The sequence below is a fragment of the Achromobacter animicus genome, from assembly GCF_040775605.1.
In the GTDB taxonomy this organism is placed as follows: Bacteria; Pseudomonadota; Gammaproteobacteria; order Burkholderiales; family Burkholderiaceae_B; genus Achromobacter; species Achromobacter animicus.
Map to the genome: position 1 here is coordinate 2,603,901 of NZ_JAYGJK010000001.1, position 15,645 is coordinate 2,619,545.

16 protein-coding genes are annotated in these 15,645 nt (G+C 64.0%); 12 read left to right on the top strand and 4 right to left on the bottom strand.

The window, feature by feature from the left end:
- The first annotated feature begins 8 nt into the window (after positions 1-8).
- Positions 9-2,609 carry a T6SS effector BTH_I2691 family protein gene (locus tag AB3147_RS11725; RefSeq protein ID WP_367351989.1) on the top strand — a complete coding sequence of 867 codons (2,601 nt, stop codon included), beginning with the start codon at positions 9-11 and terminating at the stop codon, positions 2,607-2,609.
- Entirely contained in the window at positions 2,609-3,604 is a 996-nt protein-coding gene (locus AB3147_RS11730) for a DUF6708 domain-containing protein (RefSeq protein ID WP_218343564.1), read from the top strand. The genes AB3147_RS11725 and AB3147_RS11730 overlap by 1 nt, the downstream gene beginning before the upstream one ends.
- Before the next feature lie 59 nt (positions 3,605-3,663).
- Here AB3147_RS11730 and AB3147_RS11735 read toward each other — a convergent pair whose 3' ends face one another.
- Positions 3,664-4,509, bottom strand: coding sequence for a bifunctional transcriptional activator/DNA repair enzyme AdaA (locus AB3147_RS11735; RefSeq protein WP_367351990.1), 846 nt, complete (start codon positions 4,507-4,509; stop codon positions 3,664-3,666).
- Between the two features lie 136 nt (positions 4,510-4,645).
- Entirely contained in the window at positions 4,646-5,386 is a 741-nt protein-coding gene (locus tag AB3147_RS11740; RefSeq protein ID WP_367351991.1) for a glutamine amidotransferase, read from the bottom strand.
- A gap of 170 nt (positions 5,387-5,556) precedes the next feature.
- On the opposite strand from AB3147_RS11740, the gene AB3147_RS11745 reads away from it, so the two are divergent.
- The 3 genes from AB3147_RS11745 to AB3147_RS11755 all read left to right on the top strand — a co-directional run bounded on the left by AB3147_RS11745 (position 5,557) and on the right by AB3147_RS11755 (position 8,225).
- The gene (locus AB3147_RS11745; RefSeq protein WP_191578059.1) at positions 5,557-5,988 is read left to right on the top strand and encodes an NfeD family protein; all 432 of its coding nucleotides are present in this window, start codon (positions 5,557-5,559) and stop codon (positions 5,986-5,988) included.
- Between the two features lie 96 nt (positions 5,989-6,084).
- Positions 6,085-7,011: an SPFH domain-containing protein gene (locus AB3147_RS11750; protein WP_367351992.1), complete on the top strand. Its 927-nt coding sequence runs from the start codon at positions 6,085-6,087 to the stop codon at positions 7,009-7,011.
- Between the two features lie 26 nt (positions 7,012-7,037).
- Positions 7,038-8,225, top strand: a complete 1,188-nt coding sequence (locus AB3147_RS11755) for a GGDEF domain-containing protein (RefSeq protein ID WP_218343566.1) — start codon at positions 7,038-7,040, stop codon at positions 8,223-8,225.
- A gap of 1 nt (position 8,226) precedes the next feature.
- On the opposite strand, the gene smpB is transcribed toward AB3147_RS11755, so the two are convergent.
- Positions 8,227-8,736, bottom strand: a complete 510-nt coding sequence (smpB, locus tag AB3147_RS11760; RefSeq protein WP_224776897.1) for an SsrA-binding protein SmpB — start codon at positions 8,734-8,736, stop codon at positions 8,227-8,229.
- Positions 8,737-8,873: 137 nt separating this feature from the next.
- Here smpB and AB3147_RS11765 point away from each other — a divergent pair, with 137 nt between their 5' ends.
- The 7 genes from AB3147_RS11765 (at position 8,874) to AB3147_RS11795 (ending at position 14,450) form a co-directional block, all read left to right on the top strand.
- Positions 8,874-9,308, top strand: a complete 435-nt coding sequence (locus tag AB3147_RS11765) for a type II toxin-antitoxin system RatA family toxin (protein ID WP_056316825.1) — start codon at positions 8,874-8,876, stop codon at positions 9,306-9,308.
- A complete protein-coding gene (locus AB3147_RS11770) occupies positions 9,298-9,645 on the top strand; it encodes an RnfH family protein (RefSeq protein ID WP_175121910.1) in 348 nt (115 codons plus the stop codon). The genes AB3147_RS11765 and AB3147_RS11770 overlap by 11 nt, the downstream gene beginning before the upstream one ends.
- A 261-nt stretch (positions 9,646-9,906) precedes the next feature.
- Positions 9,907-11,061, top strand: coding sequence for an acyl-CoA dehydrogenase family protein (locus AB3147_RS11775; protein ID WP_291386380.1), 1,155 nt, complete (start codon positions 9,907-9,909; stop codon positions 11,059-11,061).
- Positions 11,058-12,233 carry an enoyl-CoA hydratase/isomerase family protein gene (locus AB3147_RS11780; protein WP_367351993.1) on the top strand — a complete coding sequence of 392 codons (1,176 nt, stop codon included), beginning with the start codon at positions 11,058-11,060 and terminating at the stop codon, positions 12,231-12,233. The genes AB3147_RS11775 and AB3147_RS11780 overlap by 4 nt, the downstream gene beginning before the upstream one ends.
- 124 nt (positions 12,234-12,357) lie before the next feature.
- Positions 12,358-13,248, top strand: a complete 891-nt coding sequence (gene mmsB / locus AB3147_RS11785) for a 3-hydroxyisobutyrate dehydrogenase (RefSeq protein WP_239213598.1) — start codon at positions 12,358-12,360, stop codon at positions 13,246-13,248.
- A gap of 1 nt (position 13,249) precedes the next feature.
- A complete protein-coding gene (locus AB3147_RS11790) occupies positions 13,250-13,687 on the top strand; it encodes a PaaI family thioesterase (RefSeq protein WP_175139179.1) in 438 nt (145 codons plus the stop codon).
- A 73-nt stretch (positions 13,688-13,760) separates the two neighbouring features.
- Positions 13,761-14,450, top strand: a complete 690-nt coding sequence (locus AB3147_RS11795; protein WP_175121905.1) for a VIT1/CCC1 transporter family protein — start codon at positions 13,761-13,763, stop codon at positions 14,448-14,450.
- A gap of 53 nt (positions 14,451-14,503) precedes the next feature.
- Here the strand turns inward: AB3147_RS11795 and ygfZ are convergent, their stop codons facing one another.
- Positions 14,504-15,502 (bottom strand): CAF17-like 4Fe-4S cluster assembly/insertion protein YgfZ, encoded by a 999-nt coding sequence (gene ygfZ / locus AB3147_RS11800; RefSeq protein ID WP_367351994.1) that lies wholly within the window; start codon positions 15,500-15,502, stop codon positions 14,504-14,506.
- Between the last annotated feature and the right edge of the window lie 143 nt (positions 15,503-15,645).

A 15,645-nucleotide genomic window follows, 5' to 3' on the forward strand; every position in this document is an offset into this window, starting at 1 on the left:
GGACGTCAATGCTCGATTGGAACGACACCTTTAATGCGTGTGCAGAGAATCGCACGCTTCTCGATGGAATCTTGAATCGCGGGGCGGAGGTAACTTGCACTCGCACCTTCACGATACTTCCGCTACGGTATGGCGCCGTGGGAGGTAGCGCCGAACAGCGCAAACTCCTTCCGTCTTTGCCCGAGCATTTGAATAAGCCAAGCAGAGTGGGCAGTGTGAGCGAATCAACTTACGCCATACGCCCGCTGCGTCAGGGATTCCTGTACGTCCTTGTGCAGCGCGTGAGCGCGGGGACCTATGAATGGCACAGCCAGTACCGGGTATCGGAAGCCGGAACCCTCGCCTATATGAATGCCGACGAGCCGTGGGAGCCGAAACCCGCCGCGGGGCAGGGCATCATGGATGCATACACCGGCTGGAAGTGGATGTTCAAAGTCCATGACGTAGACGACATCAAGGATCTTCGCCTGCTCTTTAGCCCATGCCCTTTGACCAAGGAAACGCTGCGCAGATATCGCTCGCTCCCGGCAAGCAGGGATAAGTTGGTCTCGGTGGATATCGCCAAACTTGCGTCGCTGCCTCCCGAAGAAATGGATTGTGTCCGCTCGCAAGACGGCGTGCTGACTTTTGATCAGCTTGATTGCGTTGCCGACTTCGCGGCTGTAAACCAGCCCAGATTGAGTACGCTGCTCAAAACGCAGGCGTTCAGTATTCTTGCGCCACCCCTGCAGGCGACCCAGGCTGAAATGCGGCCCACGGCCGCGCACAATCGGTTCCGTGGTGCGGCCATCGTCGTAGAAAACGCTCTCGGCATTGCTCAGGAACTGAACGCCTGGCGCAATGCGAGTGTCGACGCACTCGATGCATTCATGGCGTACGAGGACGGCGAAAAGCTTACCAACCATCGCAAGTTCACGATCGCTTTCGGCATTGAAAACATCAGGAAACTGGTAGAGGACGAAGCCGAGAAACTCTATTACAAGGAGCAGCAGAACTACGGCGTGCGTTACTCGGATCGCGGGTACGAGATGAGCAACAACCACATGACTTTGCAATCGCGGGGTGATTTCATCAACTTTCGCAACCCGCAGCATCAACGGCAAGTTCAGGAAGCCGCAGCCAAGGAGCGCCGTGCCAAAAGTTGGAGCAAGTACGCCGACTACATCGATGAGGAAATGCGTCAGGATTTCCTCAAGCGCTACCGCGACGAAGTCAGCAGAGCGGACGCGGCCAAGGACGCGCGCGCCGCGGACCATTTACTCTGGCTCCAGAGCGAACCGCTTCTCGACGCGCTCGACACATTTGACCGCAACGATACCGAGCAGGCCTTGCTATTTGAAGACCAAATGGGAAAGGCTGTCGCCGGCATGAATGCTACGGCCGTTGGCGAGGAACTGCTTGATCGCTGGCGCAAAGCGGGGATATCCAGAGAAAACCTGTTCTGGCGGTCGTTGGCGCAGAACCAGGAGAGCATGGAAAGTGAAGTGAATCGACTTTTCGGCGAGCGCGAGACGCTGAAATCCGTCGACCCCGTCGCGTTGCAGAACCGACTAAAGAAGCTGGCGGATCTTTACGAAAAGAGCCACGCCATGCTCGATTCGATGGCAGATGCCTCAACGGGCGTAGGTCCACCGTCCGGCTACTTGGTCGGCGGTGCGATGCTGATCAACACGCTAGGCAACTCAACGTTCCAGGGCAAGACTGCTGCCGCCATTGTCGACGCCCCATTCAACAAGCTCGCGGCGTCAGTGCTGCTCGCGCGCCTGGGTCGATACGCGCAGCATTATCGCCTCGAATTGCGGAACGGCAAGGAACTGAGCCGAGGGTCAATGGTACGCATGGGCCGCTCCGCCAGTCGTCAGTTCGAGGAGGCCCTGCGGACGGGAGCAAAAGGTCCAATGACTGAAATCCGCATTGGAAGCACTCTGGTCTTCTTGGAAATGTGGAATCTGTACAACAGACTGACGGCGGAAAACAAGCGAAGCAAGGAGTATGTGGAGATTGTCGCGGCGCTGGTGGCGCTAACTGCAACGGGTTTCGAAGTGGGTGCGGGCGCGGTGAGCTTTGCGGAGAAAAGTGGCAGCGCTGCTGTGCAGCAAGGTGCCAAGGTATTCCGCAGTGGCCTTCGCTTGACGGCGGGGATCTTGGCTGGCGCAGCTTCGCTAGTCGGGGCAACCTATGACTTCCAAGACTTCAATAAGAATTTCGTCTTCAGAAGATTCTCGATAGCTGGCTTTTACTTTTTGCGGGCTAGCGCCCAGCTAGGTGCAGCCACACTATCCGTTGCGGTCGGGATGGGTGCGGCGGGCGCTTACTTGGAGCATTTATCGCGAAGGTATGGAACCAGTCGAATGTTAGGGCGTGCGCTCAACGCGGGCTCCAGGCTGTCAACAGCCCTGGCTGGCCGGATGGTCTTGATGCTCCGCATATTCCTGAGCGTGAATCTCGCGATCTTGGCTTTTGCTGCGGTTGAAATATATATCCTTCCTGATGCTCTGGAACTATTTCTGGATCACTGCTCGTTTCGTAAAAACCGCCGCAACGGTCCAGCGGCGACAGAAGAAATGGAGATCGAACTCATGCAACGATCAGTGAAGGCAGTGTACTGATGTATTTATTGGAGCGCGGTTTTCAGTGGTCGCGAAATTTGATGAGCTACGAGGAAGCGACTGAAGAATTGGGCAAGCAACAACGCCAGCCGGGGCAGGCAGAAATTCGTGCTCCCGAAGGTGTTGGCGAGTGTGTTTGCAGCGACGTCTACGACAATGAGTCGGTATATGCCTTGACCGACTCGGCTATGGATCTTCGCACGCCAAACGATGAGAAGAGAGGAGTAATCACCGCATTTTTAGGATGGATTTATGGGTTTCTGATCTACGCGTGCTTGCGTACCGTGATCGTGTCCGTGGACTACATCCGTCAAGGTCATGGCTACTATGATGATTTGCCACTGGATGGTGAGGATTACTTTTTCCTGATACTTTTTCCGGTGCTCTGGTTTGCGGTCCTATGTATTTTCTTAAAATACACATTACGGTATTTTCGGTTGGAATCCCTCACCGCTCGTCGCATCATCGTTCGTTTCAACCGAGCTACCCGCAAGGTTTACTTGCTACGCCCCGAGCATCTAGGCGGCATCCGTATCATGGATTGGGATAAGACCGAGGTACTTATGGACAAAGGCATGAGCGAACTGGAGGGCACCGGAGGTTTTGTCATTCTGGTTTGGGATCGGGGCGATGGTGTGGATTTGCAGGGAACTCCTACCGATAACATCGAAGTCACTTTCGTGGGTAAACCTACTCGCAATGCCAGCGAGCTCCTGGCGTTTTGGGAGTACATCCGCCGCTACATGGAGGACGGCCCCGCTGCCGCGCCTGCGCCGAAAAGGCTTATCAACAAGTTCCCCTGGCCCTGGCTTTCGTTCAAGGCGGCCTGGGGTTTGGACACTCAGTTCCTGCGCCACAGCCGCTTATGGGTGTTTGTCGTAGCGAACCTATTGATGTTGCCCGCTATCTTGATCCATGCTGCCGGCCACTGGCTTTCGCTGCTGCTGTGCTATGAGCCCAGATTTCCCCGCGACATCGAAGAGGCGGGACGATAATCCCGAAGCTGCTTTTGGCGCACCGAGGGGTCTGGGGCCCAGATCAGGCCGCGCACAGATCAGGCGGCCCGCGCTTCGCGGGCAATGAGTTCGCGCTTGCGGTCAATGCCCCAGCGGTAGCCCGCCAGCGATCCGTCCGTGCGCACCACGCGGTGGCAGGGGATGGCCAGCGCGATGTTGTTGGTGGCGCAGGCGCGGGCGACGGCGCGTACAGCGGCGGGTGCGCCGATGCGTTCGGCCACTTCGGAGTACGTAGCGGTTTCGCCGAGCGGGATCTCGCACAGCGCCTCCCAGACCTTGCGCTGGAACGCCGTGCCGCGCACGTCCAGCGGCAGATCCAGGCCGCGCGAAGGATCTTCGACAAAGCCGACCACGTCCGCCACCCAGCTTTCGAACCGGGGGTCGGCGCCGATCAGTTTCGCGGCGTGGAAGCGGTCCTGCAGATTCTGGACCAATCGGTCCGGGTCCTCGTCCAGCGCGATTTCGCAGATGCCGGTGCTGCTGGCGGCCACCAGAAGCGCGCCCAGCGAGCACTGCGCCACCGCGAACCGGATGTCCACGCCTTCGCCGTTCTTGCGGAACGCGGTGGGCGTCATGCCCAGGATGGCGGGGGCGGCTTCGTAGAAGCGTCCGCTTGAATTGAAGCCGGCGTCGTACATGGCGTCGGTGACGCTGGCGCTGTCTTCCAGGCGCTGGCGGGCGCGGCTGGCGCGCAGGGCGTTGGCATAGGCCTTGGGCGTGATGCCTGTGGCGGCCTTGAAAATGCGGTGGAAATGGAAGCGGCTCATGCCGGCCTGTTCGGCCAGCGCCGACAGATCGGGCGGCTGGTCGGCTTCCAGGGCGCGGCAGGCGCGCTCCACGGCGGCGGCGTGCTGTTTGCTCAAGGGGGCGGCGGCGGGGCTCATAAGGGACTCCTGGCTCTTGCGTGATTTCGTACGCTTGGCGCTATGGTCTCAAGGCTGGCCGGCCTGCGCACTCCGCTTGTTGCGGCTGTCCCTGCCGGCGGTCTCCGCATTGCCGGCGGAGCCGCGGGCGCAGGCGTCAGGCGCCGGGCGCGTAGGTTTCCAGGAACCGGCGCAGCAGGCCGGCCGCCACGGGCGTCGCGCGCACGTTGGCGGACAGCCCCGGCACGTCGAGGTTTTCGGCTGCGTAGCGGCGGCCATGGCGTTCAAGGTGGGCCCGGATGAAGTCCGGGCCGAACTCGGGGTGGAACTGGGTGGAAAAGACGTTGCGGCCGATGCGGATCATCTGGTGCTCGTCCAGGTCCGAGCGCGCCAGCACAGCCGCGCCCGCGGGCAGTTGCAGCACGGTCTGCGCGTGCAGCATCTGGGCGGGAAAGGTGGTCGGCACGCCGGCCATGAGCTGATCGCCGCCGGCCGTCGGCAGCAATTCGACGGTCTGGGTGCCGACTTCGCGGCCGGCGGGGTTGTAGCCGACCTTGCCGCCGAACGCGTGCGCCAGCAATTGATGGCCGTAGCAGACGCCAAACATGGGCAGGCCGGCTTCCAGGGCCTCGCGCAGCCAGGCGGCGGTGTCTTCGCTCCAGGGTTCCTTGTCCGAAACCATGGCGGGCGAACCGGTAATCAAAGCGGCGCGGTAGCTGGAGGGCGCCTGCGGACGCTGGCCTTCGTAGACCGCGACGATGTCGACGGCGCTTGGGGTCAGTCCGGCCGCCTGCATGATTTGTTCGGCATAGCCGCCGAACTGGCTTTTGAGCGTGTCGTCCGGATCGCCGGTATGCAGGATCAGGACGGGGAGAGCAGAAGAAGTTGCAGCGGTCATAAAAGCGTGTGGGTGAATAAGGGCGGCGCGAAGGTCCCGCGACCCGGCGCGCCAGGGGCACATCATAATCCAGCGAAAATGTTCCCGTCGGCGCACGGCAATTCCCGCTCCGTCCCGGAAATACGTACAATCCGCTCAGATACTCATCCTTACAGACGATTCTCGAGACTATGTGGATTTGGCTGGGATTGGCCGCGCTGGCCCTCATCGGCGAGCTGGCGACAGGAACCTTCTATTTGCTGCTGGTCGCCTTGGGTCTGGCCGCCGGCGGTATTGCCGCCTGGCTGAATGCGGGCCTGCAATGGGAGCTGGTGGCGTGCGGCGTCGTGCTGCTGCTGGGACTCGTGGTGTTGCGTAAGACGCGGGTACTGAAAAAGCGCGAGGTCAACTCCGCCCGCAACGCCGACGTCATTCTGGACATAGGCCAGACTGTCACGGTCGAGGCCTGGTCCGACAGCGGGTCGACGCGCGTCTGGTACCGCGGCGCACATTGGCAGGCTGAACTGGCCAAGGGACATGCCGCCCAGCCCGGCGAACACACCATTACTGAATTGCGCGGCTCGATCCTCGTGCTTACTCCCAAGCGCGGCGGCTCGGCATAGCAGAACGCGCCCGCGCAGCGCCGCGGGCAAACGCTGGAACCTTGGCCGGCATGGCGGGGCAGGCCAGCGCACCCACTCGAAAAGAGGCTTCACACCATGATCGATACTTCAACCATCGTGCTGCTCGTCATCGTTGCACTGGCAATCCTGATCGTCGTCAAGGCGATCGCCATCGTGCCGCAGCAGCATGCCTGGGTGGTCGAACGGCTGGGCAAGTTCGACCGCGTCCTGTCGCCGGGCGCCGGATTCGTGATTCCCTTTATCGAACGCGTGGCCTACAAGCATTCGCTGAAGGAAATTCCGCTGGACGTGCCCAGCCAGGTCTGCATCACGCGCGACAATACGCAGCTTCAGGTCGACGGCGTGCTGTACTTTCAGGTCACCGACCCGATGCGCGCGTCGTACGGTTCGTCCAACTACATTTCGGCGATCACGCAGCTGGCCCAGACGACCCTGCGCTCGGTCATCGGCAAGATGGAACTGGACCGCACCTTTGAAGAGCGCGATTCCATCAACAGCAACATCGTGTCGTCGCTGGACGAGGCGGCGCTGAATTGGGGTGTGAAGGTGCTGCGCTACGAAATCAAGGATTTGACGCCGCCCAACGAAATCCTGCGCTCGATGCAGGCACAGATCACCGCCGAACGCGAGAAGCGCGCGCTGATCGCCGCCTCCGAAGGCCGCCGTCAGGAACAGATCAACATCGCCACCGGCGAACGTGAAGCCGCCATTGCGCGTTCCGAGGGCGAGAAGCAGGCGCAGATCAACCAGGCGCAGGGCGAGGCCGCCGCGGTGTTGGCGATCGCCGAAGCCACCGCCAAGGCCATCACGCAGGTCGCCGACGCCGTGCGCCAGCCGGGTGGCATGGAAGCCGTGAACCTGAAGGTTGCCGAGCTTTACGTCGAGGCGTTCGGCAACGTGGCCAAGGAAGGCAACACGCTCATCCTGCCGGCCAACCTGTCCGACGTGGGCGGCATGATCGCCTCCGCCATGACCATCGTGAAGTCCACGCGCAACACCTGATACCGCGCCTTGCGGCGCGCCCGCCCATGATCGCTCCCGTTAATTTGCTTCTGATAGCAGCGCTGGCGGGAGTGCTTTCCCTTTGCGTGCTGGGGTCGCTGGCGCGCAGCGGCATGGCCGGCATCCGAGAAACCATCCGCGCCAACCTGCTCACGCTGTTGGCGTTTTCCACTTTTGCGCTGCAGAGCACCAAGGCGCCGCTGTGGGCGTCCATTCTGGTGCCCAATACGGCCATCGCGCTTGCCCTCTGTGCGTACTATGCCGGCGTGCGCCGGCTGCTTGGCCTGACGGTGCCCCGGCATCTGATGACGCTGGGCTGCGTGGCCGCACTGTCGGTCGTGGCGGTCTATACGTACGTGGACTGGCAGGTGGGGCCGCGCATCGTGGCAATGTCGCTGCTGCAGATGGGCTTCATGCTGGCCGTGGCCATCGTCGTCCAGCGCAACATGCCGGCGCACCGCTCGCGCTACAGCTACCGTTTCGTGTGGGTGGTGACGCTGATCTCCGCCGCGGTCTGCGCGCTTCGTGCGGCGGTTTACCTGGTCGAGCTGGACATGGTGTCGGCGTTTCTGGAGCCCACCTTGTGGAGCGTCGCCTTCCTGACGCTGGGGGTGCTGATCATGCCTTGCCTGACTTTGGGCACCATCATGATCATCCACGACCGCATGCTGGCTGATCGCGAACAAGAGGCCAGTACTGACTTCCTGACGGGTCTGATGTCGCGCAAGGCGTGGTGGTTGCAGGCCGAGCGCTATTGCGCCCAGGCCCTGCGCATGCGCCGTCCGCTGACCTTGCTGCTGCTGGACATCGATCATTTCAAGCGCATCAACGATACGCACGGCCACGCAGCCGGCGATGCGGTGCTGCGCCATTTTGGCCTGCTGGCAACGGCTACGCTGCGTACCGGCGATCACGTGGGCCGGGTGGGTGGCGAGGAGTTCTGCGTGCTGTTTGCGGACATGCGCAGCGACGCGGTGCTGGAGGTGGCCGAGCGGCTGCTGGATTCTGTGCGGCGCACGCCGTGTGCGCACGGCGGCAGCACGATTTCGTATACGTTCAGCGCGGGTGTGGAAGACTGGATACCCGGCGAGAACCTGCAGGTGCTGTTTGAGCGGGCCGACCGCAAGCTTTATGCGGCCAAGTCGGCGGGGCGCAACCGCATCGTGGGCCCCGGCCACGAGGCCGAACGCCCGGCGTTGCCGGTGGCCGCGTAGATCAGTCGTCCTTGCTGCGGCGGGGGGCGCGGGTGTCGTGCTTCATGATGCGTTCCTTTTCGCGCGCCCAGTCTTTTTCACGCGCGGTGTCGCGCTTGTCGAACTGCTTCTTGCCGCGGCCCAGCGCGAAGTCCAGCTTGATGCGGCCGTTCTTGTAGTGCAGATTCAGCGGCACCAGCGTGTAGCCGCGCTGCTCGACCTTGCCGATGAGCTTGCTGATTTCTTCGGCCTTGAGCAGCAGCTTGCGCGTGCGCATGGCGTCCGGGTGGATGTGCGTGGAGGCCGTGGGCAGGGGGCTGACGTGCATGCCGAGCAGGAAGAGTTCGCCATCGCGCACGATGACGTAGCTTTCCTTGAGCTGCACGCGGCCGTCCCGGATCGCCTTGACTTCCCAGCCTTGCAGGACAAGGCCGGCCTCGTAGCGGTCTTCGATGAAATAGTCGTGCGTGGCCTTGCGGTTGTCGATAATGCTCATAAAGCCTTCTTGCTGGGATTCTGCGAATCTGGCTATCCGGCCGATTGCGGGTTGTTGCGAACGGGGATTGCTCGTTATTCTGCGCGATGTGCTGGTCCAGTGTTTCGGCCCATTTAGGCCCACAAAGCGCTGTGCCGGTAAAATCTTGCCATTCTAGCCATTTGCGATAGTCGATGCACAAAGTACAACGATCCGTCCTGGTGCCTTACAGCGCCGCCCAGATGTTCGACCTGGTCGCCGACGTGGAGAAGTACCCCGAGTTCATGCCGTGGTGTGGCGGCGCCGAGGTGCAGACCCGCGACGAACACGGCATGCAGGCCTCCATCCTGATTTCCTTTGCGGGCATGAAGCAGCGCTTCACCACGCGCAATACCCACGTCTATCCCGAGCGGATCGACCTGGAACTCGTGGATGGTCCGTTCTCCAGCCTGGTGGGCCATTGGGTGTTCCAGCCGCTGGCCGAAGACGCCTGCAAGGTCCTGTTCACCATGGAATATGCGTTCTCGAACCGGCCGTTGGAGATGGTGGTGGGGCCGGTCTTCAACCGCATTGCGACCAGCTTCATTGATTCCTTCACCAAGCGCGCGCAGGCCAAGTATGGCGAGTGAGGCGTCCGCGGCAGGGCAGATCGGCGTCGTCGTCTGCTACGCCTTGCCCGGCCACGCGTGGCAGCGGGAAGTGCGCCTGCCCGACGGTGCGACGGTCGAAGACGCGCTGGCCGCCAGCGGATTTGCGCAGGCGTTTCCTGTGGTCAAGCCCTGGGAACGGGGCGTGGGCGTCTTTGGCCGCGCCACCGAGCCGCACGCGCGCCTGGCCGATGGTGACCGCGTGGAAATCTATCGCGGGCTGACCTTCGACCCCAAGGAATCGCGCCGTCGCCGCGCCGAGCACCGCCGCACCAAGACCGCCCGCAATGGGCGCGTCAGGCCGGCGGGGCTGCTGTAGCGCGCTGCACTGACGCCCTGATCGCCACCCCGGCGTGACACCGCCGCGGCGCGGCGCCCTGTTTCTCTGCTGGCGGCCGTCGCCGCCGGCCGTCTCCGCACATTGTCGTCAATAAGACAAAACACCCGGCCGCTTCGGGCGTAACATTAAGCCGGGTGTCCGTTTACGTTTACGTCAACGTCATGTCAAAATCGGCGGGCTGGCGTTCACGAGACGGCAGCAACGCCACCAGACAATACCGACTACAACAGGAGACAGGCTGTGGACTTGGAACTGACCGACGAGCAGCGCGCGTTTGCGCAGGCCGCGCGCGATTACGCAGAGGGCGAACTGGCTCCCCACGCCGCGCGCTGGGATGCCGAGGGTATCTTCCCCCGCGAAGCCTTCGCCCGGGCGGGCGAGATGGGCTTTTGCGCAATCTACGCCAGCGAAGACATCGGCGGCCTGGGTCTGCCGCGACTGGATGCCACGCTGGTGTTCGAGGAAATGGCGGCGGTGGATCCGTCCACGACGGCGTTCCTGACGATACACAACATGGCGACCTGGATGGTGGGCAAATGGGGCCAGCCGGGCCTGCGGGACGCCTGGGGGCCTTTGCTCGCCAGCGGGGAAAAGCTGGCCTCCTATTGCCTGACCGAGCCGGGCGCCGGTTCCGACGCGGCATCGCTTTCCACGCGAGCGCAGCGCGACGGCGACAGCTACATTGTCAACGGGGCGAAGGCCTTCATCTCCGGAGGCGGCGACACTGACCTGCTGGTGGTGATGGCCCGCACCGGCGGCGAGGGCGCCGCGGGCATCAGCGCCTTCGCGATTCCGGCCGACAGCGAGGGCATCGGCTACGGCCGCAAGGAAGAGAAGATGGGCTGGAACAGCCAGTCCACGCGCCCCATCACCTTTGAAAACGTCCGCGTGCCGGCCGCCAACATGCTGGGCGTGGAAGGCGAGGGCTTCAAGATCGCCATGAAGGGCCTGGACGGCGGCCGGATCAATATCGGCACCTGCTCGGTAGGCGCTGCGCAAGGCGCGCTGGACGCTGCCCGCCGTTACATGGATGAGCGCCGCCAGTTCAACCGCCGTCTGGCGGAATTCCAGGCGCTGCAATTCAAGCTCGCGGACATGGCCACCCACCTGGTCGCGGCGCGCCAGATGGTGCGGCTTGCAGCCTGCAAACTGGACGCTGGCGCGGCTGACGCGTCCACCTATTGCGCGATGGCCAAGCGCTTTGCCACCGACATGGGCTTCCAGATCTGCCTGGACGCGCAACAGATCCATGGTGGTTATGGTTACCTGAAAGACTATCCCTTGGAGCGTCTGGTGCGCGATACTCGCGTTCATCAGATTCTGGAGGGCACCAACGAGATCATGCGCGTGATCATTGCCCGCCAATTGTTGGAAAAAGGAGCCGACATAAGATGAATGCACCGGTGCTGTTCGAAGAAAGATCCGCTGCCAATGGAATGCGTTTCGGCATTGCGACGCTGAATGCGCCGCAAACGCTGAACGGTCTGTCGCTCGAGATGGTGGACCTGCTGGCTGACCGTCTGGACGCGTGGGCGCGGGATCCCAGTGTGGCATTGGTGGTGCTGCAAGGCGCGGGCGACAAGGCGTTCTGCGCCGGCGGCGATCTGCACGGTCTGTACCGCAGCATGCAAGAGAACGCGGGAAGGTCCGGCTGGAGCAACACTTACGCGCGCACCTTCTTCGAACGCGAATACCGGCTGGACTATCGCATTCACACCTATCCGAAGCCTGTGCTGTGCTGGGGCCACGGCATCGTCATGGGCGGCGGCATTGGCCTGATGATGGGCGCCAGCCACCGCGTCGTCAGCGAGACCTCCCGCCTGGCCATGCCGGAAGTTTCGATCGGGTTGTTTCCGGACGTGGGCGGAAGCTGGCTGCTGAACCGTATGCCGGGCCGCAGCGGCGTGTTCCTGGCGCTGACGGGCGCGCAGTTGAACACGTCCGACGCCTTCTTTGCGGGGCTGGCGGACTTCCGCCTGAACAGCGCGGACTGGCCCGCGCTGCTGTCGTCGCTGGAACAGCAGCCGTGGGCCGGCCAGGCCGCAGGCGCTGCCGAAGACGCCATTCCGCCGCGCTCCATCAACGACGGCCTGTTGCGCCGCGCGCTGACCGCCCTTGAGCCGGCCACGCCGCTGGAACCCGGCCCGCTGCGCCAGCACTCGTTTGTTGTCAACAACCTGTGCAACGGCAACCGGCTGGACGACATCTACGAGGAACTGTCCTTCCTGAAGGACCACGAGGATCCGTGGCTGTCGCGCGCCGCCAAGACCATGCTGGCGGGCTCGCCCGGATCGGTGCGGCTGGCGTTCGCGCTGCAGCAGCGCACGCGCCTGCGGTCGCTGGATGACGTGTTCCGCGTCGAGTACATCGCCGCGCTGGCGTGCACCGCGCATGGCGATTTTGCCGAGGGCATCCGCGCGTTGCTGGTCGACAAGGACAAGAACCCGCGCTGGAACCCGGCCGTCATCGACATGGCCACCGACGCCTGGGTGCAGAAATTCTTTGAGGAACCCTGGCCGGAAGGCGAGTCGCATCCGCTAGCCGATCTGGGGCAGGAAGGGCGCTGATCGGTCGCTGATAGAGGCCGGCCCGCCAGCCGGCCCTTGGCTTCTGCCCGTCACGCAGGTCACGCAGTTTCGCAGGTCACGATGAATCCATACCTACAGCAATAGCAACAGGAGACAAGACATCATGAGCAGCATCGCGTTTATCGGTTTGGGCAACATGGGCGCGCCCATGGCATTGAACCTGGTCAAGGCCGGCCACAGCCTGAAGGTGTTTGACCTGGTGCCGGCGGCCATCAAGCTGCTGACCGACGCCGGCGCGACGGCGGCGGCGTCCGCGTCGGAAGCGGTCGAAGGGGCCGAGGTCGTGATCTCGATGCTGCCGGCCAGCAAGCACGTCGAGGGTCTGTACCTGGATCAGGATCTGCTCGGCAAGATCGGCTCGAGCGCGCTGGTCATCGAATGCAGCACGATCGCGCCGGATTCGGCGCGCAAGGTGGCCCAGGCGGCCGAGGCGCGCGGCATTGCCATGATTGACGCGCCGGTCTCGGGCGGCACGGGCGGCGCGGCCGCGGGCACGCTGACCTTCATCGTGGGCGGCGCTGAAGCCTCGCTGGAACGCGCGCGTCCCGTGCTCGAGAAAATGGGCAAGAACATCTTCCATGCGGGCCCGGCAGGCGCGGGGCAGGTGGCCAAGATCTGCAACAATATGCTGCTCGGCATCCTGATGGCCGGCACGTCCGAGGCGCTGGCGCTGGGCGTGGCCAACGGTCTTGATCCCAAGGTGCTGTCGGACATCATCGCCAAGAGCTCGGGGCGCAACTGGGCGACCGAACTCTACAACCCGTGGCCGGGCGTCATGGAGCATGCGCCGGCGTCCAAGGGCTATGCCGGCGGCTTTGGCGTGGACCTGATGCTCAAGGATCTGGGCCTGGCGGCCGAGGCGGCGCTGTCGGCGCGTGCCTCGATTCCGCTGGGCGAGCTGGCGCGCAATCTGTATTCGCTGCACAGCGGCGGCGGCTCCGGCAAGCTGGACTTTTCCAGCATCGTCAACCTGGTCAAGCGCGAGCAGGACTGACGTGACGCCGTCCAACGCCGCTGTGGACCCGGCCTCGCGGGTCCAGGCCAGTTTCAGCCAGCAAAGCATCATGGCGCTGCTGGGCGCCAAGCTGGACACGGTCGAGCCGGGCAGGGTGGACATCGTTCTGCCTTACCGCGCCGACCTTTGCCAGCAGAACGGCTTTCTGCACGCGGGCATTTCCACCACCATTGCCGACAGTGCGGGCGGCTATGCCGCGTTCACGCTGTTCGGACCGGGCGAGGACGTGCTGACGTCGGAGTTCAAAATGAACTTCCTGGCGCCCGCAAAGGGTGATCGTTTTGTCGCGACCGGGCGCGTGGTCAAGCCTGGCAAGCGTCTTTCGGTCTGCCAGGTGGAAATGCATGCCTACGACGGCGAACACGCCACGCTGTGCGTGATAGGCTTGCTGACCGCGGTGCGCGTGACGCCGCGATGAACTCCGCGCGGGGCGCGCCGGGCCATGCCTGGCGCGCCTCGCGTCTGTCGCGCCTCGCATGGGTTTTCCGGCAATGCCAGCAAAAGAACATCATCGAATTTTCCGCAGCAACTGGCTGCGCGCCGCGGTGCTGGGCGCCAACGACGGCATCGTCTCGACAGCCAGCCTCATCACCGGCGTTGCCGCGGCCCAGGCCTCGCATGGCGCCATTCTGACTTCCGGACTGGCGGGCCTCGTGGCCGGCGCCTTGTCGATGGCGGCGGGCGAATACGTGTCGGTGCGCACCCAGGCCGACACCGAAGCCGCCGACCTGCGCATGGAACAACGCTCGCTCAAGCGCAATTCCGGCGAAGAGCTGGCCGAACTGGTGGACATTTATGTGGCCCGGGGGCTGACGCGCGATCTGGCCGAACAGGTGGCGCGCCAGCTCACCAGCCACGACGCGCTGGACGCGCACGCGCGCGACGAACTGGGCATCTCGCTGCACAACCGTGCGCGGCCGGTGCAGGCGGCGCTGGCCTCGGCCGCGTCGTTCGCGGGAGGCGCCGCAGTGCCGCTGGCGGTGGCGGCGGTGTCGCCCGGACCGCACCTGATCGGCTGGGTCATCGGCGCATCGGTGTGCTGTCTGGCGGCGCTGGGCACCATGGCCGCAAAGGCGGGCGGCGCACCCAAACTGCCCGCGGCGTTGCGCGTCACCGTGCTGGGCGCGGCGGCGATGGCCGTGACGGCCGGTGTGGGGGCGTTGTTCGGGGTCGCGGTCTGACGATGACCGCCAGGCCTGCGCGCGCGGGCTTCTGTGCGGCAGGCCCGGAAGGATCAGGGATTGATCGAGTACGGCAGCGGCGCCGCCGCGATGCGGGGACCGTCGGCGCTGGCCAGACGCAGATCGCCTTCGGGCAGCGCGGCCAGCGTGGTTTCGAACAGCACCGACACGACACCCGCGTCGGTGGCGGCCTGCACCACGCGGCCAATGGCTTCGCCGGGCTGCGCGGCGTCGAACACATCCACCCCCGCGAGCGCCGGGACTTTCAGGCCGGCGTCGGCAATGGTGCCGTAAGCCATGCGCCGTTTGACGGTGCCCCGGTAGTGGCTGCGCGCCACGACTTCCTGGCCGGGATAACAGCCCTTGGTGAAGCTGACGCCCTGGATCAGGTCCAGATTGACCGTTTGTGGAATGAAGACATCCTGCGTGGCGGCGGCAATCCAGGGAATGCCGGCCGCCAGGTCTCCTGCATGCCAGTGCGCGGCCGGCGCCAGTCCCAGCGCCTGCGTGAGCGCGCCGGATTGTTCCAGCTGCGCGTCCGAGGCGATCCACCACCAGCGCAGGCGGTCGTCGGCCGACGGCGCGACGATCCACGTGCCGGACGGCAGGTCCGCGCGCTGCCAGGTGGCGCGCGGCAACGTGCCCGTCAGGGCTTCCAGCGCGGCGGCCTGTTCCGAGGTGGCCTGCACACCGGCCACGTGCAGCGGCGCGGCGGCCAGCTTGACCTTGGCGCGCAGCACGAACATGGACAGGCGCTTGATGAGGGCCTGGGACAGGTCCTGCCGGACCATGCCGTAGAACTGGGGTGCGTCATCGGCATCGCCCGCGCCGCGCCACATGACCAGCGTGGCCAGCAGGCGGCCCTTGGCGGTGCAATAGCCGGCCAGGCGGGCGGCGTCCGGGGGCAGACCGGTCACGTCCTGCGTGAGCTGGCCGTGCAGAAAGGTGAGGGCGTCGGCGCCGGCGGCGGTGAAGACCGTCAGATCTTCCAGCGGGGCGCATTGGGCGCAACCTTCGGCGCGGACGGGAATCGAAGCGTAATAGGCGTGCATGGCGGCGGGGTTATCGCGTCATCAAAGTGCTGATGATAGCCCCGATCCCGGCACGGGCTTGCCATGTCCCCGATGGGCAAAGGGGCGCGCCGCGCCATCCGGCCCCGGTTGTGTCCCGGGCAAGGCCCGCGATCCATTAAACT

Excerpts from the sequence above, each read along its gene's own strand:
- AB3147_RS11745 (WP_191578059.1), top strand. The coding sequence starts at position 5,557 with ATGTGGATTTGGCTGGGATTGGCCGCGCTGGCCCTCATCGGCGAGCTG.
- AB3147_RS11770 (WP_175121910.1), top strand. The coding sequence starts at position 9,298 with ATGGCGAGTGAGGCGTCCGCGGCAGGGCAGATCGGCGTCGTCGTCTGC.
- AB3147_RS11740 (WP_367351991.1), bottom strand. The coding sequence starts at position 5,386 with ATGACCGCTGCAACTTCTTCTGCTCTCCCCGTCCTGATCCTGCATACC.
- AB3147_RS11765 (WP_056316825.1), top strand. The coding sequence starts at position 8,874 with ATGCACAAAGTACAACGATCCGTCCTGGTGCCTTACAGCGCCGCCCAG.
- AB3147_RS11795 (WP_175121905.1), top strand. The coding sequence starts at position 13,761 with ATGCCAGCAAAAGAACATCATCGAATTTTCCGCAGCAACTGGCTGCGC.
- AB3147_RS11735 (WP_367351990.1), bottom strand. The coding sequence starts at position 4,509 with ATGAGCCCCGCCGCCGCCCCCTTGAGCAAACAGCACGCCGCCGCCGTG.
- AB3147_RS11780 (WP_367351993.1), top strand. The coding sequence starts at position 11,058 with ATGAATGCACCGGTGCTGTTCGAAGAAAGATCCGCTGCCAATGGAATG.
- mmsB (WP_239213598.1), top strand. The coding sequence starts at position 12,358 with ATGAGCAGCATCGCGTTTATCGGTTTGGGCAACATGGGCGCGCCCATG.
- ygfZ (WP_367351994.1), bottom strand. The coding sequence starts at position 15,502 with ATGCACGCCTATTACGCTTCGATTCCCGTCCGCGCCGAAGGTTGCGCC.
- AB3147_RS11750 (WP_367351992.1), top strand. The coding sequence starts at position 6,085 with ATGATCGATACTTCAACCATCGTGCTGCTCGTCATCGTTGCACTGGCA.
- AB3147_RS11725 (WP_367351989.1), top strand. The coding sequence starts at position 9 with ATGCTCGATTGGAACGACACCTTTAATGCGTGTGCAGAGAATCGCACG.
- AB3147_RS11730 (WP_218343564.1), top strand. The coding sequence starts at position 2,609 with ATGTATTTATTGGAGCGCGGTTTTCAGTGGTCGCGAAATTTGATGAGC.
- AB3147_RS11755 (WP_218343566.1), top strand. The coding sequence starts at position 7,038 with ATGATCGCTCCCGTTAATTTGCTTCTGATAGCAGCGCTGGCGGGAGTG.